This window comes from Streptococcus oralis, from assembly GCF_026782235.1.
Taxonomy (GTDB): domain Bacteria; phylum Bacillota; class Bacilli; order Lactobacillales; family Streptococcaceae; genus Streptococcus; species Streptococcus oralis_CC.
The window spans coordinates 16291-38649 of the sequence record NZ_JAKUWE010000001.1 but is presented as its reverse complement, the minus strand read 5'-3'; the positions used below and the strand labels follow the sequence as shown (position 1 = coordinate 38649).

At 35.3% G+C, this 22359-nt stretch carries 32 protein-coding genes; 2 read left to right on the top strand and 30 right to left on the bottom strand.

Going from position 1 to position 22359, the window contains the following annotated elements:
• Positions 1–5: 5 nt before the first annotated feature.
• The 19 genes from MK396_RS00290 to MK396_RS00200 form a co-directional block, all read right to left on the bottom strand.
• Positions 6–2513, bottom strand: coding sequence for an ATP-binding protein (locus MK396_RS00290; protein WP_268723324.1), 2508 nt, complete (start codon positions 2511–2513; stop codon positions 6–8).
• Positions 2497–2889, bottom strand: a complete 393-nt coding sequence (locus tag MK396_RS00285; RefSeq protein WP_268723323.1) for a TcpE family conjugal transfer membrane protein — start codon at positions 2887–2889, stop codon at positions 2497–2499. The genes MK396_RS00290 and MK396_RS00285 overlap by 17 nt, the downstream gene beginning before the upstream one ends.
• Positions 2890–2893: 4 nt before the next feature.
• Positions 2894–3112, bottom strand: a complete 219-nt coding sequence (locus MK396_RS00280) for a TcpD family membrane protein (protein WP_084919859.1) — start codon at positions 3110–3112, stop codon at positions 2894–2896.
• 14 nt (positions 3113–3126) lie between these two features.
• The gene (locus tag MK396_RS00275; RefSeq protein WP_268723322.1) at positions 3127–4083 is read right to left on the bottom strand and encodes a conjugal transfer protein; all 957 of its coding nucleotides are present in this window, start codon (positions 4081–4083) and stop codon (positions 3127–3129) included.
• A gap of 58 nt (positions 4084–4141) precedes the next feature.
• Positions 4142–4615, bottom strand: coding sequence for a hypothetical protein (locus MK396_RS00270; protein WP_268723321.1), 474 nt, complete (start codon positions 4613–4615; stop codon positions 4142–4144).
• Positions 4612–5088 (bottom strand): antirestriction protein ArdA, encoded by a 477-nt coding sequence (locus MK396_RS00265; RefSeq protein ID WP_268723320.1) that lies wholly within the window; start codon positions 5086–5088, stop codon positions 4612–4614. Before MK396_RS00265 ends, MK396_RS00270 begins: the two co-directional genes overlap by 4 nt.
• A 13-nt stretch (positions 5089–5101) precedes the next feature.
• Positions 5102–5317 carry a hypothetical protein gene (locus MK396_RS00260; protein ID WP_268723319.1) on the bottom strand — a complete coding sequence of 72 codons (216 nt, stop codon included), beginning with the start codon at positions 5315–5317 and terminating at the stop codon, positions 5102–5104.
• Between the two features lie 19 nt (positions 5318–5336).
• Entirely contained in the window at positions 5337–5705 is a 369-nt protein-coding gene (locus MK396_RS00255; protein WP_268723318.1) for a hypothetical protein, read from the bottom strand.
• 56 nt (positions 5706–5761) lie between these two features.
• Positions 5762–6034: a hypothetical protein gene (locus MK396_RS00250; protein ID WP_001207843.1), complete on the bottom strand. Its 273-nt coding sequence runs from the start codon at positions 6032–6034 to the stop codon at positions 5762–5764.
• Positions 6035–6111: 77 nt separating this feature from the next.
• Positions 6112–6555: a helix-turn-helix domain-containing protein gene (locus tag MK396_RS00245; RefSeq protein WP_268723317.1), complete on the bottom strand. Its 444-nt coding sequence runs from the start codon at positions 6553–6555 to the stop codon at positions 6112–6114.
• A 3-nt stretch (positions 6556–6558) separates the two neighbouring features.
• On the bottom strand, positions 6559–6891 hold the full coding sequence (locus MK396_RS00240; protein WP_268723316.1) for a hypothetical protein: 333 nt from the start codon (positions 6889–6891) through the stop codon (positions 6559–6561).
• A gap of 204 nt (positions 6892–7095) precedes the next feature.
• Positions 7096–7473 carry an ASCH domain-containing protein gene (locus tag MK396_RS00235; RefSeq protein ID WP_268723315.1) on the bottom strand — a complete coding sequence of 126 codons (378 nt, stop codon included), beginning with the start codon at positions 7471–7473 and terminating at the stop codon, positions 7096–7098.
• A gap of 4 nt (positions 7474–7477) precedes the next feature.
• Positions 7478–7732, bottom strand: coding sequence for a hypothetical protein (locus MK396_RS00230; RefSeq protein WP_268723314.1), 255 nt, complete (start codon positions 7730–7732; stop codon positions 7478–7480).
• Positions 7701–8918: a replication initiation factor domain-containing protein gene (locus MK396_RS00225; RefSeq protein ID WP_268723313.1), complete on the bottom strand. Its 1218-nt coding sequence runs from the start codon at positions 8916–8918 to the stop codon at positions 7701–7703. Before MK396_RS00225 ends, MK396_RS00230 begins: the two co-directional genes overlap by 32 nt.
• A gap of 259 nt (positions 8919–9177) precedes the next feature.
• The gene (locus tag MK396_RS00220; RefSeq protein ID WP_268723312.1) at positions 9178–10920 is read right to left on the bottom strand and encodes an FtsK/SpoIIIE domain-containing protein; all 1743 of its coding nucleotides are present in this window, start codon (positions 10918–10920) and stop codon (positions 9178–9180) included.
• A 19-nt stretch (positions 10921–10939) separates the two neighbouring features.
• Positions 10940–11365 carry a hypothetical protein gene (locus MK396_RS00215; protein WP_268723311.1) on the bottom strand — a complete coding sequence of 142 codons (426 nt, stop codon included), beginning with the start codon at positions 11363–11365 and terminating at the stop codon, positions 10940–10942.
• A 25-nt stretch (positions 11366–11390) separates the two neighbouring features.
• On the bottom strand, positions 11391–11699 hold the full coding sequence (locus tag MK396_RS00210) for a hypothetical protein (protein ID WP_268723310.1): 309 nt from the start codon (positions 11697–11699) through the stop codon (positions 11391–11393).
• Positions 11700–11793: 94 nt separating this feature from the next.
• Positions 11794–13569 (bottom strand): LPXTG cell wall anchor domain-containing protein, encoded by a 1776-nt coding sequence (locus tag MK396_RS00205; protein WP_268723309.1) that lies wholly within the window; start codon positions 13567–13569, stop codon positions 11794–11796.
• 495 nt (positions 13570–14064) lie between these two features.
• On the bottom strand, positions 14065–14478 hold the full coding sequence (locus MK396_RS00200; protein ID WP_268723308.1) for a helix-turn-helix transcriptional regulator: 414 nt from the start codon (positions 14476–14478) through the stop codon (positions 14065–14067).
• 1029 nt (positions 14479–15507) lie between these two features.
• Between MK396_RS00200 and MK396_RS00195 the strand changes: the two genes are divergently transcribed.
• Together MK396_RS00195 and MK396_RS00190 are read left to right on the top strand one after the other, a co-directional pair.
• On the top strand, positions 15508–15840 hold the full coding sequence (locus MK396_RS00195) for a helix-turn-helix domain-containing protein (RefSeq protein ID WP_125398218.1): 333 nt from the start codon (positions 15508–15510) through the stop codon (positions 15838–15840).
• Between the two features lies 1 nt (position 15841).
• Positions 15842–16267, top strand: a complete 426-nt coding sequence (locus MK396_RS00190) for an ImmA/IrrE family metallo-endopeptidase (protein ID WP_268723307.1) — start codon at positions 15842–15844, stop codon at positions 16265–16267.
• 106 nt (positions 16268–16373) lie between these two features.
• On the opposite strand, the gene MK396_RS00185 is transcribed toward MK396_RS00190, so the two are convergent.
• The 11 genes from MK396_RS00185 to comGC form a co-directional block, all read right to left on the bottom strand.
• On the bottom strand, positions 16374–16664 hold the full coding sequence (locus MK396_RS00185; protein WP_125398220.1) for a hypothetical protein: 291 nt from the start codon (positions 16662–16664) through the stop codon (positions 16374–16376).
• A 38-nt stretch (positions 16665–16702) separates the two neighbouring features.
• Positions 16703–17080: a type II toxin-antitoxin system HicB family antitoxin gene (locus tag MK396_RS00180; RefSeq protein WP_268723306.1), complete on the bottom strand. Its 378-nt coding sequence runs from the start codon at positions 17078–17080 to the stop codon at positions 16703–16705.
• A gap of 40 nt (positions 17081–17120) precedes the next feature.
• A complete protein-coding gene (locus MK396_RS00175; RefSeq protein ID WP_001131503.1) occupies positions 17121–17309 on the bottom strand; it encodes a type II toxin-antitoxin system HicA family toxin in 189 nt (62 codons plus the stop codon).
• Positions 17310–17681: 372 nt separating this feature from the next.
• A complete protein-coding gene (locus MK396_RS00170) occupies positions 17682–18872 on the bottom strand; it encodes an acetate kinase (protein WP_268723305.1) in 1191 nt (396 codons plus the stop codon).
• A gap of 50 nt (positions 18873–18922) precedes the next feature.
• Positions 18923–19876 (bottom strand): class I SAM-dependent methyltransferase, encoded by a 954-nt coding sequence (locus tag MK396_RS00165; protein ID WP_268723304.1) that lies wholly within the window; start codon positions 19874–19876, stop codon positions 18923–18925.
• Between the two features lie 58 nt (positions 19877–19934).
• Positions 19935–20525 (bottom strand): class I SAM-dependent methyltransferase, encoded by a 591-nt coding sequence (locus tag MK396_RS00160; protein ID WP_268723303.1) that lies wholly within the window; start codon positions 20523–20525, stop codon positions 19935–19937.
• 32 nt (positions 20526–20557) lie between these two features.
• The gene (gene comGG, locus MK396_RS00155) at positions 20558–20971 is read right to left on the bottom strand and encodes a competence type IV pilus minor pilin ComGG (protein ID WP_268723302.1); all 414 of its coding nucleotides are present in this window, start codon (positions 20969–20971) and stop codon (positions 20558–20560) included.
• Positions 20949–21410: a competence type IV pilus minor pilin ComGF gene (comGF, locus tag MK396_RS00150; protein ID WP_125841208.1), complete on the bottom strand. Its 462-nt coding sequence runs from the start codon at positions 21408–21410 to the stop codon at positions 20949–20951. The genes comGG and comGF overlap by 23 nt, the downstream gene beginning before the upstream one ends.
• Positions 21373–21675: a competence type IV pilus minor pilin ComGE gene (comGE, locus tag MK396_RS00145; protein ID WP_268723301.1), complete on the bottom strand. Its 303-nt coding sequence runs from the start codon at positions 21673–21675 to the stop codon at positions 21373–21375. Before comGE ends, comGF begins: the two co-directional genes overlap by 38 nt.
• Positions 21638–22072 (bottom strand): competence type IV pilus minor pilin ComGD, encoded by a 435-nt coding sequence (gene comGD / locus MK396_RS00140; RefSeq protein WP_268723300.1) that lies wholly within the window; start codon positions 22070–22072, stop codon positions 21638–21640. Before comGD ends, comGE begins: the two co-directional genes overlap by 38 nt.
• Positions 22035–22358 (bottom strand): competence type IV pilus major pilin ComGC, encoded by a 324-nt coding sequence (gene comGC / locus MK396_RS00135; protein WP_216734267.1) that lies wholly within the window; start codon positions 22356–22358, stop codon positions 22035–22037. Before comGC ends, comGD begins: the two co-directional genes overlap by 38 nt.
• Position 22359: the final 1 nt, after the last annotated feature.

The window sequence follows — 22359 nt, the reverse complement described above, 5'->3', positions numbered from 1 at the left end:
CTTTGCTAAGCTGTAGACTTCAGATTCGTTGTGACAGTTTCAAACAATGGAGTTATCGAATCATATATGGTACCATCCACTGTAATTCTTTCTCTTCGACCAAAAACGTCAGAGAAGATACATTGACCCATCGTCTGATTTTCAACCCATGCCTTGGACAAATCATCTTCTTTGATTTTAAGATGTTCCAAAATAGAAGAAGTCTCACTATCTTCTGAAAAGGCAAAAACTGTACCGAAACCAGTACCATCATCTTCAGTTGAAACATCTTTCACAGACTGAGTTGCCAACACTAAGAAATTATTAAACGAACGACCTGTACGCTTGATTCTCGCTAGCAATTGGCGACCACTAGGCGTCAACGAAATTTGCCACGCCTCATCCACATACAACAAGGTTTCTTGTGTTCTATCTCTTTCTCCAAAATCAGCACAGAAAAACGTCAAACCGTACATAACCGCAAGACTTCTTAATTGAGTATCTGTCATATCCTCATACTTAGAAGTCTTAGGCATGTCCAAGCCAGCGATTTCAAAAACCGTAATCTTATTGTCCGACTGCAAAGACTTATTAGAGCCATCAGAGAAGCACAATTTCAACAAAGTGTTTTCGCCCATTTTTGATAAATAACGACCAATTCGTGCCACATCTTTATCTTTTTCTTCTTCAAAAGTTTTAAACAGATGTAACATTCCAACTGTTTCGCCATTTTGCTTTCTAGCCCAGACCTTGTCAATATTTTCCAACAAATAAGATTTCAATTTCTTAGAATCCTCTTTGTCTAAAACGGTTGAGATTAAAACTGAAGCAATTTCTGTCAACGTTGTCTTTTCATCAATATAAGCAAATGGATCCAGCACTCCAATATTTCTATCTTCCTTCATATCCAAGGTTACAAAGTGAATAGATTTGATATACTCTTGTACTTCTTTATGAATATTCTGTTCCTCATATTCCTTCAAAATCTTCATATACTGTTTTCTCACTTCAGTTTTAGGATCAATATAAGCCGACTTGATTTTTAAGAAACTATTCAACGTAAACAACAATTTCATCAAAAACGATTTTCCAGTTCCAGTAGCTCCAGTAATGGCAACATGAGGATTATTGGTAATCTTATCCTTAATCCCCATTTTATTCGCCTGTAGCAAATTTGAAAAGACTAGACGATTACTTGCTTGTAAGGCTGCCTCAAAGTCACCTCCCCAGCTCGCAATTTCATTATCTATTCGTGCAATTGGAAAACCAACCTTGTTTCCTACCTCTTTTGTGACAAAAAACATATTCTGACAGAAACCTTCCAAAGAAGTATATTGCACATAGCTTTCACGTTTTTTATCCAACAATTCTGTGAAGCGACCTTTGTAGAAAAGATACAATCTATCAGCATAGCCTCTTGCAAGAGAACCTCCCAAGTCAGCTATAAGCTTACTTAAAATATCATATCTTTCCTCAATCTCATCTTCATCATCACCAGTCACAACTAAGAAATGGAGAAATTCAACCATTTTCTCTTTACTTTCAACCTTTTCTTGATAGTCAACTAACATTTGATGAGCTTCCAACACTTCCAAACGTTGAATATCACCATCTTCCTCAATTTCAGCAACCACATTCCCCAAATTTTTACGTTTGTTTCTTGCTTTCTTTTTAGAAGAAGAAATACCCTTATCTGCCGAAAACGCAACTTTATAGATACTTTCTACAGGAAAATCTAGCAGCTGCAATTCTTCTTGTAGATGAATCGAGGATACATTTTTAGGATAGTCTACAATTGGGAAACAAGCGACCAAATTATCATCATCTTTATTCTCCAATCGCAACACTTTGTGATCTTCAAAATAAATATTTGTATCATCGATATTATCGATACAATTCTTAATTGCATCTACTTCTGTTTCCTTGTCATAAAATTGACCTCGTAAGAATTGTAAACGAGCTAAAAACTCCAACTCCGTTTTTTCAACTTCACGAACTCTCAATTGATGCAAGGCACTTTTTAAAGCATTCTTTTTTAATTGCCAATCCTCATACCAATTTAAAGGAGGTAATTCACCCAGTCCAAGCAACTTCAACGTTTCTTTTTTGTAGAAAGACATGCTGTCTTTTAAAGTCGAAACTAGATCCGGACTGATATTGTTTGATTTCAATGGAACAGAGATATAATGCTTGTACTCAAACAAAAACTCAATCTCATCTTCAATCTTTTCTTGCAGACTATCCATCATCAAATTTGCTAAAGGCGCTGTACCGCTATCTTGGTCAATATCTTGGCGCAAGAGTTCAAATCGCTCATACAAATCTATTGGAATAGGAATCGTATGCAATTCAAAATCACCATAAACCGATAGTTTACTAAAAGCTGAAAAAGCGGTTTGCTTAAACCGCTCACGTCCCCTCTTATCTATCGTAACCAAAACCTCACTAGGAACTTCAAAGACTGCAAAAACACCACCATTTTTACGCAATATCAAACTGTCCGCAAAATCCCAGTAATTACTTGTAATTTCCACGATAAATCCTTTCTATTTTTACATATCGTTTACCTTTATTTATATAATACTTTTTGCCGTATCTTCCGTGATTCCAAAAATAAAAAATGTAATCACGTAGATAAATTACTATCGTTTTACCATCAATTTTATTATTAGTCAGAATTTTCCCCAATTGCCAGCCTAAGGCAGAACCAACAACTAAGCACCAACCCCACTCAAGAAAACCTACTGACATCAAAATAAAAAAGAAAATCGGAGTAAAAAAGAAAAAATACAATAAAGTCGACATCTCAACCGCAAAAGGTAAACTAAAATTATCCGATAATTCTTTTACGAATATAGGCTGGTCAAAACCACGCTTATACGAAAATAATTGTTTCTCTTCTTTTTCCATAGGCTTACTTGAAAACTTCTAAAAATTTATTAAATAAAATCGCAGGGGCTTTCAATACAGCTTCTGGACTTAACAAGAACCATAAAATTAGGGCACCGGTCAAAATGGATACCAAAATCCCCCAAGTCTTTCCTTCCCTCCAAGCTCGAATCGCTTTACTAAATACAAACAATCCAATCAAAGGAACACCCAACTTATCAACTAAATACTGAAAAAAACTCATTTATCTCATTCTCCTTAATTTTCTTTTTTATCTTTCTTTGCATAATCAAATGGAATCTGATGCTTCATTTTATCTACAAAATAACTATCTTTATCTTTCCTCAACTCGAAAGAAAAATTCTCGCTATGACTTGTACCTAAAACATCAAAAGTAACTTGCACATAAGCTAATGTTTTATCACTACCTTTTACAAAATAGGTATAATCAATGCTTTTAACAGTTGCTCCACCAATTGTTTTGATATTTTTTGAGATTAAATCAAGATTCGATTGACTGCTTGTATAATTCTTGAAGAACAATTCAATAAAAGCAACCAAATCCTTTCTGTCATTTTCACTCAGACCGTCATTTGCTGTCAAAACCAATTGCTTTTCTTTGTCAACGTCCTGACTCTTAAAATCTGTAACAGGAGCAAACCAAGGCAAACCATCAACATAATAGCGACCGTCTTTTTCAACGTATGGGATTGAAAACTCGATTGATACACGTTGAACCTTATTATCAACCTTTGTATCATAAGTCACCGCATAAACCGCAACTCCATCTTTTGCCATCAGCAAACGACCACTTACAATAGTCATATCTTGTTTTGATTGCCCTTGATTTTTAACACTAGGCGGTGTTCCATAGAATTCATTCAAACGCTTTGCGTTTTCTTCACTATCCTTCTCGCCTGCCTTGTAAGTGAAATAATAGCTTACATAACTATCCAAAAATTGCTCCAACCGTCTATCAATTTCACTATTATCTACTTTAGCAATCTGATTCTTTTCAAATTCCTTCACTTTAGATATATTCTTAATTGATAGAACTGCAGCAAAACCCACAAAAACTACAAAACCAATCAATAAAGAGCCAAAAATTAAATTCGCACCCTTTTGATTGATTTTCTTAGGAGTGTATACTTTCTTATCAGAAAGTTTCTTTAACCTTTCTTGATTTTTTTCTCTTTTTTTAAATCCTCTTATCATTTCAAATAAATTACCTCAATTTTCTTCTTTACTCCTTATTTTCTACTTTCTTCAAAAATCAAAGATTAACCTTTTTATAAAATCCTTGGGGAGTATTTAAAATTTCTCCTTGATCCACAAATCCCTGAAATGCTATTACCCAACTTCCAGTCTCACAGATATAATTGACAACAGATTGATAGTCCAATCCTTTTGTCACTTCAAAGAAAGTTTGCGCTTCATCTTTAGAACAAAATCTATAATATGTAGTCACAATTTGAGTTACAGGTACATAACGCTGTAATTGAAATTTCACAACGAACTCATCACCATCATACAACTCCAATACCGCTTTCTTAAGCAAATAAACTTCGTCCAGCGACATGATTTTATCAACTTCCCAATCCGTAATACCACAGACAAAAAAGTTACCTTTATCAATTCCTCTTTCATTCATTCTTTCGAGAACTTGTTCTTGACTGTATTTCATAATATCCAGTTCACAGAGAAATTCAAAATTCCCTTCTCTTAAAACTCTTATATTCGCTATCATCCTGATACAAAGTAACCTTTATCTACAAAGCTACCACCTTCTTCCAAACGAACATCACGACCATACTTTTCATAGTCAAAATAGCGCTCTAAAATATCTCTAGAAAAACTATCTAATCCAAACTCAGATTTAAGATGACAACCTAACTCATAATCTGTATCTACTCCAAGGTAAAGAGTACAATTATCAAAATCAATACTTTCTAATTTTTTTAGATCAGAACTTTCTGATTCAATAAAAGATAGAACCAAATCTTCATCTACATCTTCCACATTTTCAGCAATACTATTCGCTAAATACAAGGTTAAATCTTCACAATTCAAAGCAGGCAATTCTTCGATAGACTGAATAGTAAAAGCAACATCTTCTCTATCATATCCAAACTCAGAAGCGACATATTCTACATCAACAGGCAAAGAAAATTGTTTTACTTTCTTTGAACGTTTATCCATAATTAAAGCTGTTAATTCCATTTCTTATCCTTCCTTAATCACTTTCTACTTGTTTATTTAACTGTTCCAAGTCAGCAACAGTAAACAAACCATATCCAATAAAGCCTGAACCCTCATAATCAACAATTTCAATAGTTTCATCATAAGAGCCAGTCAAACCAACATGAGACAATCTTCCAAAATATAAAGGCAAGCTAAACCAAGCCTGCCTTAAATTCTTTGGATTCTTAATTAAAACTCTTGAAGCCATATCCAACACCAACTAATCTTTATTGCAAGAAATACCAGCTATCTCCTTCATGACCTAGAAAAACATAGGAATCCTCTAACCGACTAGTAATTTCTTCTTCATGTTCTTCCACATAAACAGATAAACGATCTTCATTGACTAACTGCTCATATTCACCATGATTCAAAATCTTAGCAAAATCAATCAATGCTTCCTCAGTATCAACTTCTGTAAATGAATTGATATACACATTGTCCGGATTGGAACCATCAAATTGACAAAACTCCACACCGTCAAAGTGTTCATCTAAGCGATCAATAATTTTCTGAGGTTCGTCAAGAAGTTTTTTCCCAAAAGCGTAATATTTACATACATCAGAAAATTTGTTATATACAACTTTAATACTCATGTTTTCTCCTTCCACAAAAAAAAGGAAGCCAAGCTTGACTTCCTTCACCATTTTAACTAAATTGAAGCACTACGCTCCAAATTGCTTCCAATCGCAAAAGCACGATTTGCAACTTTATTGTACGCCTTATTCATATCATAATAACTCGCCAAATCGTTTTTAATACACTGAATTACTTGATAAGATAAAGTCAATTCTTCTTCATTCTTAAGAAGCCCATTCAACTCCCCTGCAAGTGACCAAGATTGCGAAAAATCTTTTTCCTTCAATTTTTTAGCAAGTTCATTCGACAATTCGATAACTTGTTTATCTTTTCCTTGTAACGCCATTTTCTATACCTCATTTTTTCTCTATATTTTTTTCCATTACCCAGCAACTAAGTAGGCGAACGTTTCTTAAATTTCATCTATTCTCTCCCAAATAACCAATCCAACGAAACACCAAAAAAATCAGCTATTTTTTCTAATTTTTCATAGTTAGGTTTACACTTACCATTTTCCCAATCACTATAAGAATTTTGTTTTATACCAATTTGTTCTGCTAATTCTTCTTGACTAAATCCATGCTGTAAACGTAATTCTTTTAGTCTGACTGAAAATAAATTCTTTTTTTCTTCTTTTAACTTTAAATAGGTTTCTTTTGACATTTCTAAATATTCACTTAACAAAAAATCAATAGAAACATCAAATATACAAGCTAACAAACTTAATTTCTCAAAGTTAGGCTCACGCTTTCCATTTTCCCACTGTGCATAAGCTCCTTGAGATATGTTTAACATATTAGAAAGACTTTTTTGTGTAAGTCTTTTTTCCTTCCTCAACACTTTTAACTTTTCATGAAATTTCTCCATATTCTAAACCCATCTTTCTAAATGATACCTCTTAACAAGCAACAAATACACACTTTGTCTTTCTTTCTGATCACGTTTCATCAACCCAAAAAGCAACAACTTTCGCTTAATATCTACTTCGTTTGCCAGAAACTCCTCATACTCTTTAGTAAGTCTTTTTACTTCTTGCCAGTCTTTACGACTTTTTGTTTTTCTATATGTTTGACATTGAAAATCTATATAATCTTGATAATTTCTGGCTATATCACTTGTCACAACTCCTTCATAGAAATACCGTGCAGGAATTAAAAAAACTAACTTTCTCAATTTTTCATCAGTAATTTTTTTCTTACTCATATACAACTCCTACATAAAAAAGTCCTTAACTAAATCGAAGAAACTCCATTGTTTTGAAATTAAACCCCAAAGTACTACCAATGTTCCAATCGGTATACACAAAACTATTAAAAATCCCATACACCCTTTAAAACTACTTCCTTCCAAACTACCAACAGGCTCTTTCTCCTCATTTCTCATATACTTATCCTCTCAATCTGCCTATTATTTTATATAACAAAATGATTGAGGAGCTATTTTTACAGTAGAATCTAACTCCGATAATTCAAGATGCCTTTTGTACTCTTTAAACATTTTAATCTGAATAGCAAAGCCACTATCTCTATCTTTAAAGTATTCATAGAAAAATTCCTCAGAAATACCAGATAAATGTTTGGTATCATTCCATAATTTATCAATATTTTCTTCTAAAATAGTTTCGATTTCAAATTCTCCAACTACTTTACCATATGGCTTCGTTGCATAAACTACGATTGAAGAAACATCTGGACGCTTAAAAACCTTTTTCCGATACTCAAACTTTTTCCTCCCTTTTATAATTTCTTCTACAAACTCCGGCTTAATTGACAACAATACTCGCATACTTTCAATCTCCCTTTTTCTTCATATCAAGAATCGCATTCACTTCATCAGGCATTCTTGACCAGTCAATTACATAGTCTCTAAAATAAGGCAAAAACATTTGCTCAGGTTCTATAGGTATCACCGTTAAATTTTCATTCCCCTCAAAGGTAGGTAAATAATGACTAACCGACTTTAACCCACGAGCAGTTGAACATACCAAGTTACTATTATTTACTACTACAGAATCAGTACCTACTTTCTTGTAAATTTTTCTCATAAGCTACCCTCGCTTGCTCCAATTTTTTCCAATTTTTATCACTTATTTCTCCATCAAAGAGAATCTTCTTTAGTTTATTATCACCAGTGATATTCTCCCACTTTTTTATTAAAGCAGTCACACCTGAAACATTTTCATTCAACCATCTATACTGTTTATCAAAAAAACCAGTTTCTACAGGTGAGGTTGAAAAACCAATCTTATCAACTTCACCTAAAAGAGAATACCACTCACGATTCAGAACTTTATCGCCATTCATTCTTTCAAAGACTTTTATCTTACTGTTAATCACCCAAACAGCAAGTCTAGCCATATCAATTTTTTCATTCAATGATTTTCTTACAAAGTCCAAAGCGACATCATCACACATTCTTACTTCATAACGATTTTTGAATTTCAATGACGAATGAATCAAATCTATATCAAGACCGAGTTTCTTTGCCTGCTCAATATCTTTCTGATAAAAACAGAAATGATAAGCAGACTGACGAGAACCAAAGTAAATCGTTTTTGCTTTTCCATATTGACCATTATCTTCAATCTGCTTCATTGTCAATCGACTTTCAACCAAACCACTATCCCAAAGGTCAACCAGCTTACCAAGTTCAAAATTTCCATCTTCATTATATTTTTCGTCCAGCGCTATATCAAGACGAGGAATATTCATAAATTTCCCTTCACCTTGTGAAATGGCACGTTCATACTCAAAACAACGAATAAAGAAATCCCTCCAGCTTGACTTCTGCTCATTTTCAAAATACCACTCATACTGTCTGCATGCTTGACCTTTTAACTCAATCATACAGCCCATATCTTCTCTTTTCTTTGAGATGAAAATTTTGATATTTTGAAAAGTATATTTTGTATCATATCCTGAACCACCCTTTTCTTCTTCAAGAAATGGCTTGTTTTGGAGACACAACACCTTTGCTATCACATCTATATAATCTTGTGTTTTAAATGTAACCTTCACATAGTCAACTTTCCCTTCCAAGGAAAATCCACTATCTCGCACACCTTCCTTAAAAGCTATCAACGCATTCACTTTTGAGTGAAAAGACTCAGGAATCTCACCAGCTTCTTTCCACCTATAGAATGTCGCTCTATCTATTTCTAAATAGTTAGACATTTCTTGATCTGAAAAAGCGTACATCTTTTGTACCTTGTTTAGATTCTCAAATTCCATATTTCTCCTTACTTTTCAATAGTGTTGCATTTTTTAAGCCCAAAAAGTCAGTATTATCAAGGCTTTATGCTTCTACGCACATCTTCTACCCCCCTATTAGTCATAGGGGGTTAATTCGCACAATCCAGCCTGCTAGTACACGCTAGTACACGCAGTCGCTCGTCGCACTCGCTTCCTCGCTCCTGCTACTAGCTACTAGCAAGCTGGATTGCACCAACTAGCACAGCAACCAAAAAAAGAGGGGGAAATCCCCTCACAACTAACTAGAACCATATTCATCAAAAGGAAAATCTTCCAAAATCTCACTCCAATTTTGAGTTGTATTCTGTTTCAATTCAAACAAATCCTTTATGATATTTCTTTGAATCTCATTCAGGTACACTACATTATCTTCCTTTTCAAATTCTAAAACACCATCTAACTTATCTACCAAATTCTTCATCGAACCAGCAGACACACCAATTTCTTTTGAAAACGCAAACGTTCTCACTAAATCATTTCCACTTTCTTTTTGTTTACTAGACATCAACTCCTGAACCAATTCAGGACTTGCCTTTTTGACTTCTCCTTTTTGCAATTCCTCTTGTGCTTCCATTTCAGCTTGAAGATTTTCTTTTTCTTCTTCTGATAATTGAACATCAGGATTTTCCAAAGGATTGAAAGGATTTTCTCGTCGTTCAATCTTCTCATACTCATCATAGAAAGAGAACTTCTTTTCAAGTAATGGTGAATAAAACTCCCTTGCTACTTCTCCATAAACGCAAGCATAGCCTCGACCATATACTCGCTTACCTGCTAGATATTTAACATATTTAAACTCCTTATTCCTATTGACCTCTCCGAAGGCTAAATCATATCCAACCTTGTCCAATCGACCAACAGAAACTCGGAAATTGATATTCGCTTGTAGTTTTGAGCCTAAATCTTCTCTAGCAGGCTTCTGCATAGCTATTATTCCAAAACAGCCAGCTTGCCTTCCAAGTAGTAAGAATTGACCCATAACATTATCCAAACGCTGTCTAGTTTGAAAATCAAGCATAGCACACAAAGCATTGTATTCATCACAAACTAAAAAATAAGGCTCTAAACCGTACTCATAATACTTCTTCATATCCTTATCGCCATTCTCAGCACGTTTTTGACGAATATAGGCATATCGTGCAAACATAATATCTACTCCTCTTTCGATCATAGCTACTATATCTTCTGCACTATAAGCAATTCGACCTTCAAAAGCCTTCTGTTCTGCCATTGTCACAAAATCAGCTTGTTTTGGATCGCCAATATCAACTACACCCTCTTTTGCCAATGCACGAATCAAGGTCCTTAACAGTACAGTCTTACCACCACCAGTACCACCTACCACCAACAAATGAGGATCATCAATAGGATTCCACCAAAGGTTTTTCATCAGTTGAATACCTTTATCAGAATAATTAACATCAGTTACCTTGATTCGATTCAAGAAAGCAGAATAAGCCATCTTATAAGTTTTAAACTTAATATCGTCCTGAACCTCCATAAAGTCCATGAAGAATGTAGTTTCCAAATCACCACCAATCTTCTTAAACTTATCTTGAAACTTATTTCCTGCCATTTTAAAGGCAACTTCTAAATCATACCGATTCTGTTTCAAATATACCGTTGGAAATGTAACCTTATCGACTGTTCCTGATTCAGTCTTAACTTTTTTTGTATAGGTATATCCATTCTCTTTAAGAAAAAAAGCTAGTTTAGCAAGTCTTTCTATCTTCTGAAAGAAAAATACTCTTTCTTGTGATAACCAAGTCAAATAAACACTTAAACCAATTATTAACATCAGCATAACTACTGAAATAACAATAGAGAAAATATCTACATTCTTGATTTTCTCAAAATTTGAATAAACAAAAAAAGCTAGTATAGGACTAAACAACAAAAAGAAAAAAGAAAAGATATAGTACCTTAGATTCACCATATAAGGCTTAATCTTAATTCCACGATACGCTGGAAGTAAACTCATATCTTTTCTCCTTTAGAAATTATCCCTTATGTTCCTGCTTTTGCTCAGTTTTTTGATCGTGCTTCTGTTCCTGTTTTGGTTGACCAGCACCTACACGCTTAACATTTTCAGCACGCAAAGCAAAAGCATGACCTTTGACCTCAGAAACGTTATTTCCACGTGAAATTGTATATGGATCTTCATAAATCCAAATTGTGGCATCACCAACAAGTTCAACTTCGGACATCATAGGAATATCATCTACAGAAATACCTTCTTCCAACTTAATTGGAATAATTTCTTGCATTTTATCCGAGAAAACTTCTGCATGAGTTGGATAATCAACAGGCGAACCATCTACCATCTTAAAGTTTTCAATAAAACTGATAAATACCAGTTTACCAAGCAATTCTTTTGCATTTACAGGGATTTCTGCATTATTAAATTTACGAATACTAAAAGCCATTATTTTTTCTCCTATTTTCTATAATTTATTTCTCAAAACGCAATTCAGTTGCTTCAAATTGAATCTCTTCTTTTGTACCAACCAAACGTGTCACCAAATTAAGTCCTGAAACTGACTTGACAAATGTAAGACCTCTTGTTTTTGGAACGTCAGAATTAGCCAATCCATATACACGAATAGTCACCGTACTTTGCTGATCACCTGAAATCTCAAATTCTCGGAAAGGTACAAAATCATCATACGAACCATTCACTACTTCACGAAATTTTGGACTCACAACAACTTTAGTACCAATCACATTCAATCCCACAGGGAGTTTTTTAATTTTTGCCATTTTTTTAATTTCCTTTTCTATTTACATTTTTTCTTTTTTTGAAAAACAAAAGGACGATAATTCCTATTTATTTACCGTCCTATAAATCATATTCTTAATCTTTCTTACGCTTCGCACCAACTAAACCTAGCATTGATAAAATACCAGTACCAACATAACCAAGCATACTAGAAGCCGTACCAGTATTCGGTAATGATGGCTTATTAGGCTCTTGTGGTTTTTGTGGTTCAGGAGACTCAGGAGTTACAGGAACTTCCTTAACGTAAGCCTTATGATATTCCACTTCCACCTGTTTTTCTTCAGGAACAGCTACATAAGGCTTGATTGATACATAAGGTTTTGGAGTATATTTTGGATCATTGTATTTCTCAATAGAAATAGGCTCTTGCTTAACTTCTTTTTGAGAAGCACGACCAAAGACACCACCTACAATAGAATAAGAAGTATCAGAAGTGTTTGAGTGAATAAAGGTAAAATTAATCTTTTGACCTTTAGCAAATGACCAACCAATACCATTAGAATCAAGCACTCCTGCTGTACTTTGACTTTGCGCAGAATCATTCGCAGTAAATGAGTTACCACTTTGTGAAATGTTAGCACCAGTTGTTACTTTTGCACCATCTAGGCTAGACACATCAATAACTTGATTGCTATCAACATCATTTACTGTTACTTCACTAACATTATCAGAATCCGTCAAAACTCCAACTGTTACCATTTTCACCCAGCCTTGACGATCATTACGGTAAGCACCTGAGGCACCACCTCCTCCTTGACCATCAACACCTCCTCCACCGTTAGCTTCACCAGCACCAGCAGAGATAAAGACACCATATCCAATACCACCATCTTCACCTGCCCACAAGGCTACATAACTACGAATGAACCCTGATTCAGCAGATGGTGTAATATTGCTAAATGTTAAGGTCACATCACCATTAGAAGTATTTTTAACTTTAATTTTAATTGTTCCACTCTTATCATCAAGAAGAAAAACATTGTCAAAGCTTGCGTCAAGGTTAGTATCTCTTGCATAACCTTGAATAACGTTAGCTGTATAATCAGGAGCAACAGCCTTAGAACCACCTGAGATAACTTCAAAAGTAGTATTCACAGTTGCAGTCAATCCTGTTTGAATCGACTTAATCACTTTACCAGCGTTAGCCTTATTCCATGCATCAACAGTCTTTTGATCCTGGGCATAGTTACCTGTAAATTTTAAGCCTTTAGCTTCCATAATCGCTTTATCTTTTGCCTTGATTTTTTCAGCTTCCAGCTTATCTTTTTTAAACTTCGCTTCGTTAGCTGCATTTTCTTTCTTCGCTTGCTCATTGTAACCATCAACAGTTTTCTTATCTTTTGGATAATCACCTGTATGTTTCAAACCAACTTTTTCCATAGCAGACTTATTGTCAGCATTGATTTTACTGTTTGTTTTTTCAGCTTCTTGAATTTCCTTGATATTTTGCTCTTTCTCAGCAATTTTCTCATCAATTTCTTTAACTTGCTTATCTTCATCAGCTTTAGCTTCTGCTTCAGTATCATAACCGACTTTTTCTTTTTCAGTTACTTTAATACCTACGCTTTTTGCCTTTTCAACAGCAGAATCCAAGTTTGGTGATTCAACAGGTTTAACAGTTTCTTCTTTTTTAGCTTCTACTTTTGAATCAGCTTTAGCTTCTGTTTTAGGTGATTCAGCAGGTTTAGAAATTTCAGTAGTTGCAGGTGTAATAGGCTTAACTTCATCAGCAGATACATTTCCATTAGCAATCATAACCATCATAGAAAGAGCCAAAATAACTCCACATGCTCCACCAACCTTCATTTTACGAATTGAACCGTAAGCCTTATATTCATTAGATTTAAACATTAAATTTTTTCTCCTTTTTTCTTTTTTTTATTTTAAATAATGTTTTTTTCTTTTTCGATCTCATTCATTAGATGGTGAACGTGACCGTTTATAAATAACTACTATCATAAATTCTCCTTCATTCTCAAAATAAAAAAGCCAGCAAAAACTGACTCTTAATCAACACACCTATTTAAAATAACATTTAAAATTCGATAATCACTCCATCTTCTCTAAAACGATTATACGTCCTTTCTATCTTAGAAATTATCTTACTGTAATAACTTCTAGTCAACTGACCTACAGCATACAACTGATAATACAAATCATCACAACATTTTTTAGAAGATACATAAACATCAGCACCATTTTTTACATGAGCATAGATTTTCAAATTCCAACAGAATCGACTATAAATTCGGTTATACTCTTTTATGATCCATTCTTCTGAATAAGTTCTTAAACCTCGACCCTCTTTATAACCATACTCTTCGATTTTAATACACCTCTTTCCTACTACTGAATCCTTTCTACTAGGTTAAGTAAGAATTGCTTCACTTCACTCTTATGAACATATTTAGTCTTATCATCAGCACTAAAGCGAATAGTCTCTTCATAACTTTTTCCTTTAGTCAACATTATTACCAATCCATGAGAAAACTGATGATGACAACCTAGATTATCTAAATCTTTAGTAGACAGAACATCATCTCGATCAACACTAAAACTTTCTTCAACATTGATAAAATCATCAATCTTACAGTTATAAAGGTAAGCTAACTTATACAGCTTATCAAGACTAGGTTCACGTTCTCCACTTTCATATCGAGCATACGCTTTCGGTTGAATCTCTAAATACTTCGCTAAGTCCTCTTTCGACTTATTATACATTTCACGATACAAACGAAGTCCCATTGAAACATTCAGCATAAATCCTTTTCCTCTCTACTTCCTACTTACATACATGTGATAATCGAAAAGAAAACCACAAACAATACAAATACAAACAGAATTATCAAATGACTAAACATCCAATAAATCGAAAACATCAACAAAATAAGCATAGACAATAGCATTCCAACTCTTACTAAGTAGATCCAAATATCCATCTTTCCTCTTTTCTATTCTCTACTCATATTGTTAGTTTACATAAAGGAACACAATAGATTCCCTTGTGAAAACTAACAATACTTTCAATCTTTATCAGGACAAAACCCATTTTATAAAAATCTAGTTATTGTTAATTTTTGCAAAAAATAAAAAGGCTTATTTTCAAAGCCTTTTTACATTTTTTTAATAGAATATAGCAATATAAAAATGTATGCTCCTATCTTCGCATACTTTCAGCCTCTCAGCCTACTACCTTCGCCAAGGTCACAGATTTAAGGATAACTCAATATCCCCTCTTCCTCACCCAGAGGCATTAGCAAGATTTTACTCTCACACACCGACCATACAACACATAGACCTCACTATCTCACTCTAGCTACCTTCTAAGAAGTATCATTGACTGTACCACAGCCGTCAGTTCCCTTTTCTTATCTCCTGAGGCGAAAGGACGAAACACCCACGTTTAGACTCAACTTGACATTTTCTTAAAATTCACGTATAATTAAATTGCTAAATTTTTATATGCGTGTTTAGTCAATGATTCGTTGTTGTCTAACACGTTTTTTGTTAAATTTTCAAAGTTCACTTAACTTTTATATTGAATCTAAAATCTTACTACTTAAATTTACAAGTTCTACTTTCTTGAAACAACATTCAATACTGAAAATTAAATTTTGTCTTTTAAGTTGTATTCAGGATTTTTAAATTCCTATAAAATGTTATTATTAAGTAAAGTTTTTTTACTTAATTTTTATAAGCTATTGCTTATGTATCTATTATATAACCTATGGCTTATTTTGTCAACACTTTTTTAAAATTTTTTTAAAAATTTTTTGAAAGGAATAAATTATGATTATTGAAAGACTAAAAAAGCTACGAAAAGAAGGAAAATTAACTCAAAAAGATATTGCTACATTCCTAAATATTTCTCAACCAGCTTATCAACAATTTGAAAGTGGTAAAAAGAAAATGAATCTCGAAACAATGGAAAAACTAGCTGACTACTTCAATGTCTCTACTGATTATCTTTTAGGTAAAACAGATATTCCTGACCCTGACTTAGAGGTTGACATAGATAAAGCTATTGATAACTCAGTTGCCTATGATGGTACACCTATCACAGATAACGATAGAATGATTATTAAAGATTTCCTAAAAGAATACTTCACAAATAAGAAATAGTATGGAACTAAGAAAAGTCATAGAAGAAATTGAGTCCCTTAATTGTAAGATCGTCTTATTAGACTATTTAGAAACAAAAGGTCGTTATCTCTTTGTAAATAATGAACACTTCATCTTTCTACGTTCTGACACAACAGAGATTGAAAAAATCAACATACTCCTACACGAAAAACATCATCTCATCAATGACGACTGCAACAACTCACTTTCTCAGATAGACACCTATAAGAATCATATAGAGAATGATAGTGAAAAGGCAAGAATCCTAGACTTTATGAGTTTAGTCAACAATGAATATCCTATAGATGATAGTTTCAACTTTCAAAACTACCTTATAAATGCTGATATTCCTTCAAAATACGAAAACTACGTCAAAGAAATAGCTACCCATTTCTACAACGAAAACAAAAAAAATAACATTATCTAAGATAGTGTTATTTTTCTATTTCCGAACAAATCTCGAATACCTGGTTGAACTTTTCGACCCAAAAAGCGAATTAAATATCCAGGAACATTTGATTTTCCTTCGCTTTTTACTCTAAAATCACCGTTCCCCAAAGTTCATCATTACAAGACACAAACAACTTATTATCCGTACTAGCTAGGGAGAAGAATCCGCCTTTGCCTTTTTTACACAACATGAATTCAACAAAATAAACTTCTAAATCTCCTTCATATTCTTTGTTAATTGTCAGAACTTCATCAAAATCCATCTTATCTAACTGATTAGGATACTCTTTCAAAAAGTCCTTCACAAAATAATTAAACTTTGAAACCATGTTTTTTGGAAGTCTATCCTGATAACTTATTTCTTTAATTTCCATATTCTATCTCCTTAAGCATCAATAAATATTCTTCAAAATCAAACTTGCAATTTCTTCTCTAACGCTTGCGCTAGCACTTCTGAATAGTTAATCTTTTCTCGATCAGCAAGACGAACTAGCCATTCAGGAACAGTCACATTTTTCCTAATTGCCTTATTACTTCTCACAAAAGGCGCAGGATCGACTTGAATCATTGATACAAAACCATCTGAAACTTCAATCTTTAAAATATCACTTGGTGTAGGCAGCTCCATCCCTACATCGATGTAAGAAGCCAAAACATTCTCAAGCATTTCACGAGCATTTTTCATCGCTTCCTCAATATTTTTTCCTTCTGTACCACCACCAAATTCTGGGAATTCTACCCAATATCCTGTTTCTTCTTTATGAAAAATAGCTGGATACGTTTTTAACATTCTACTACCTCCAATACGAAAAGACTTAGGAATGTAAGACTTACAATCCTAAATCTTTGAGAATCTTTCTTTCCAATCCCTTTCCCAAATCTTCATTTCCATGAACCGGAATAGTGACGAGATATGAAAAACCCTCTTTCTTAAAATGATGATGACTACCCCTTTGACGAACTTCAACCCATCCATTCTCAAGAGCTAGTTTCACCATTTCTTTACCTGTAAGTGGCATATATCGTTGTTACCTCCTTACATTTACTATTATACACATTATGCGTATATTTGTCAAGCCGAAATAGATCACTTTTGTTCAATAACTACAAAATAAAATAGACCAGTTTCCTGATCCACTTTATTCTATATTCATTGACTAAAAATATACATTCCTTGGTTAGTTTTTGGTTAGTTTCTTAAAAAATACAATTTCTTAATTCTTCAATCCTTTTAAAATCAAAAAATCTAACTTCCTCTTTAAATTACTACTATTATACCATATTTTTTGAAAAAGCCAATAACAGCAAGGTTTTAGACATTTTCTGCATAAAAAAAGCTGGAAAATCTCTTCCCCAACTTCTTTCTACAATCAAATTTTATGTGCATTTACTTATTTTTTCAAGCGTTCAACATCACGTGCAATCACCAATTCTTCATCTGTTGGAATAACCAAGACACGAATTTTCGCTGCGTCCGTTGAGATATCTCCCGTTACACCAAAGACGTTCTTTTCTGGATCCACATCACAACCAAACCAAGAGATACCTGAGATGACATCTTCACGTACGTTTGCAGCATTTTCACCGATACCTGCTGTGAAGATAATCGCATCTGCTCCATTTAGGACTGCAAGATATTGGCCGATATATTTTTGGATACGATCAACATACATTTCATAAGCCAAAGTTGCATCATGGTCTCCTGCTTCCATGGCAGCAATCACATCACGCATATCGCTTGACTGACCAGAAACTCCCATGAGCCCTGATTCACGATTGAGAACGCGACTAATATCTTCTGGGGTATTGAAATCCTCTGTATATTGCATGAGATAAGGGATGATAGCAGGGTCAATATCCCCTGTACGAGTTCCCATCATCACACCGCCGAGTGGTGTGAATCCCATAGAAGTATCCACAGACTTCCCTCCCTTAACAGCTGTGATAGAAGCCCCGTTACCAATATGGCAGGTAATCAATTTCAAGTCTTCTAGAGGGCGGCCCAAAAGTTTCGCTGCTTCTCCTGCGACAAACTGGTGACTTGTCCCGTGGGCACCATATTTACGAACCTTGTTGTCTGTGTAGTATTTAGTTGGTAGAGGATAGCGATAAGCCTTTTCTGGCATGGTTGTGTGGAATGAGGTATCAAATACGACAACACTGGTAATATCTGGAAGCAATTCCTTAAATGCGCGAATTCCAGCTGCGTTAGCTGGATTGTGAAGAGGGGCCAATAATCCCAATTCCTCAACTTTTTCTAACACGTCTCCCTCAACAACTGTTGATTCCTTGAAATATTCACCACCTGCAACGACGCGGTGTCCGACACCTGTAATCTCGTCGTACCCTTTAATGATGTCAAAACGAATCAAGTCATCCAATAAAATTTTAACGGCTTGTGTATGGTCTTCAATATCAAGAATTTGTTGCTCCGAACGACCGTCACATTTTACTGTTGAAATTGAATCTTTCAATCCAATACGTTCAATCAAGCCTTTAGCCAAAACTTTCTCTTCAGGCATTTGATAAAGTTGCCATTTCAAGCTTGAGCTTCCTGCATTGATTGCAATTGTTTTTGTCATAAGATGATACCTCTTTTTAAGCGTTTTCATCTATTATAACAAAATCTCTTTTATATTTCAGTACCTTTGCTCCAATTTTGAAAATTTTCTTTAAAGGTCAACAAAACTGACGGATCCTGCAAGCTAGTAAGAGGGTAGACAAAGGGTTCTATTTCCTTATCTCTTTTCTTCTGTAAGACAAAAATACTTTTAGCTTGACTTGCAGTTGAGAAAATATCCTCTGGCAGAGCGATGATAGCAGCCAGACTCACTTCGTCTTTGAGCCACCCTTTTAATAAGTCACTTTGAGGGCTGGTCAATAAATCACTCGGAGCTAGAAAAATAGCATAGCCATTTGACTTAAGGTACTTGGGGCCTTGTTCCATCAGCAAATGGTGGGCATAGGTATGCTCTTGACTAGAAGCCACTTGATAGCGAGAAGCGATGGCATCGTCTGGGTAATAGCCAACAGGCAAGTCGCTGATGACCACGTCGCTTTCTTTAAGCATTTGCGGACGAACGGCATCTCCTTGAACAAAACCAGCCTGTAAACCAATCACATCTGACATACTGGCTGCCAAATCAATCAGCAAGTCATCCACTTCGATTCCCAAGTAATCTACTTTTTTAGAGAGAGAAGTCAAGAAAGTAGCCCCCAAAATGCCCATACCAGAACCTATTTCGAGGATGCTAATTTCCTCTTGTTCAAACAATTCTTCCACAACAAGTACCAAGAGGAGGGCAATGGCATCTGGAGTAAACTGGTGATTGGCCTGTAAAGGCTCCGTTTGTCCTGCCTTCATCAAGAGAAACTGGTAGGTCTTGAGCCACTCTTCCTTGCGAAGCGCTAAGCGTTTAAGGGCTTGATTGTTCTCCTTGACCTGCTCTAGTTCGGTCTCGCCATCTAGGTAGATACTATTTTGCTCTACCAAGGCATCATAAAAGTTGGTCGCCAAATCACTTTGGATGACTTGGACATTCTCTAGTAAATACGTATAAGCTTGTTCAATTTTTTCAAAATCCATATTCCTATCTTATCAAATTTCCCTCCTTTTTTCCATCTGAAGAGAAAAAATCACTGCTTTAGTCAGCGAGTGATTTTGGGGCTACAGTTAAAAAGAGCTCTGCGTAATTTCCTAGGAAAAGACCTTCAGCACTGTAAAGAATCTGACTGTCAATGTTCGAAAAACCAAACTGATCGAGTTTGGTTTCAAGTTCAGGCAATTCAAAGCCATGATGGTTGGTATCTGTCTTGACAAAATCAGCAATGAGTATCTGTCCATTCTCCCTAAGATGATGGTGAAACATAGCAAGAGTCGCATCTAGATCAGGCATATGATGAAGAACTCGACTGACAACAATCAGGTCAAATTGTTGCTCCAAAGGATTCACCAGTAAATCCTGTTCCAAAAACTGGATATTCTTGATGTCTTGTTGCTCTGCTTTCAAACGAGCTTGCTCCAGCATTTTCTCCGAGATGTCCACAAGGGTAACAGACTTGGCCTGCTTGGCCAGGGGCAAAGCTAATAGACCCGTCCCACCACCAAAGTCCAATATTTCCTTGTCTGATAGAAGAGCAAGCTGTTTTTCAACTGCCTGACAAACCAAGTTTGCAAGAAATATATTTTTGGGCGAATCAAAGGTTTCTGCTTTGTGATTAAAATCGTGTTTCATGCTTTTAGTGTAACACAAAGAAGTTGAATTGCCTAGGAATTGGCTTTCTTTTCAGGCTTTTCTTCTGATTTTTTCTTCCCTGCTTGATTGCTTGAATCAGTCGCTACCTCTTCCTTTTTAGCTGTTTTCTTTTCTTGGGTTTTCATCGGAGGAAAGAGAAATTCATAGTTGCCCTTATTCATACGTACACTTGTTGTAAAACCTGTTTTCGTATTTTGATACCTGACTTTTCCTAGGTTGAAGACTTGTTCTCCACTTTCTTGCTCAACCTTCTCTTTGCTTCGCTTGGCCATGGCAAAAGCTGCCAACTTTTCTTTGTTTAGGGCAAAGTCTTTGTGATGGGCTACTTGCCGGTTCAAATAAAACTGCAACAAAAGGCTAAAAATGGCTGCCATGGTGACTGCATATAAGAGAACGCCTGCCTTAACTTTTTGCTTTTTCCACACGATAGATGAACTCCCTTTCTAAGCCTTTTTGAAATTGGAAACGAAAGCGAACCAATTGATTTTCTTCTGTAATTTGAGCTGATTTAAGCCCATAAACCATAGGTTGGTAGCCCCTTCCGCTGGTATCCGTTTTTCGAAAATCATCCGATTTAGACTTCCCTATAGAGATATCCTTACCATCCTGTTTCATGTAGAGGCGATTGCCTTCCACCTTTTCAAACTGCGAACGCTCTAACTCTGCCTCCAGCTGGTCCACAAACAAGAGCCACTCCTTTTGCTCGCTTTGCTTCTGGTAACGAACTTCTGAAATGAGGAGCTGACTCATAGCTTGAAAAAGGAGCAAGCCTCCGCTAATGACGATAAGGGCAATCAGAGATTCTAAAAGAGTGAACGCTCTTACCTTACTGTTCTTTAAGGTCGAGCAACTTCTCTGAACCATGATAAACCTCCAATCCCTTTTCACTAGAAAATACCTGAATCTCTACTCCGTTTATGTTTACCTGATTTTGACCTGTCTGCAGAGCCATGTTAGCTACACGCAAGACTTCTTCCTTTTGCAAGATTTCTGCCTCTTCCTGCCTATTTTTCTGAATTTGTCCCAAAAGTAGGGTCGCAATGCTGGCAAACACAGCCAAAGCTACTACTGCTTCTAGTAAAATCACTGCCTTAATTTTTTGTTTCCTTAGTACGTTTAATTTTTCCATTCCCTAGATATAATTGATAACGAATCGCTCCTCTACTGGTCTGAAATTCAACCTTAGCCAGGGACGAATTGCCCCCGGCTCGGTCAAATATAATGCTTTGTCCTGATGGCGCCTGAATTCCGTTAGGAACGCTCAACTTTTGACTACCATTACTGATCGTCTGTCCATCTAAGTTCAGACTGGTCTTTTGCTGACTAGAAACACTGCGTTTTTGCGTTTCCCGATAGAGTTCTTCAAACTCCATAAAGAAAATCTGCTCTTCCACCGCTGCAAAACTGGACTGAACAGAACCAGACAAGCCCAAAGCAAGGATACTCACAAGTCCCAAAACTAAGAGACTTTCCAGCATAGTAAAGGCCTTAATCTGCAACAGTTTGACTGGTTTTTTGTTTTGCATGGTAGTCTTTATAAGCTTTGGCTTGCTCAGCTGTGATACGACCGTCCGCTTGTAATTTGCTGAGGCTGGCATCATCATTCTTGTCCAGACTATAGAGCTCTGCCTGGCTTTCCACGACCTTGACAACAGCAGCTTTTCCTTTGTCATCTACGGCATCCTTTTGCTTGGTCAAATTGGGCACAAAGAGCAAGAGAAGAACACTGATGATAAGCAAAACCACTAACATCTCTACCAAAGTGAAAGCTTTAACCTTGGCTTTTTTTAAATTTGTCATGAGTTTTTTCATT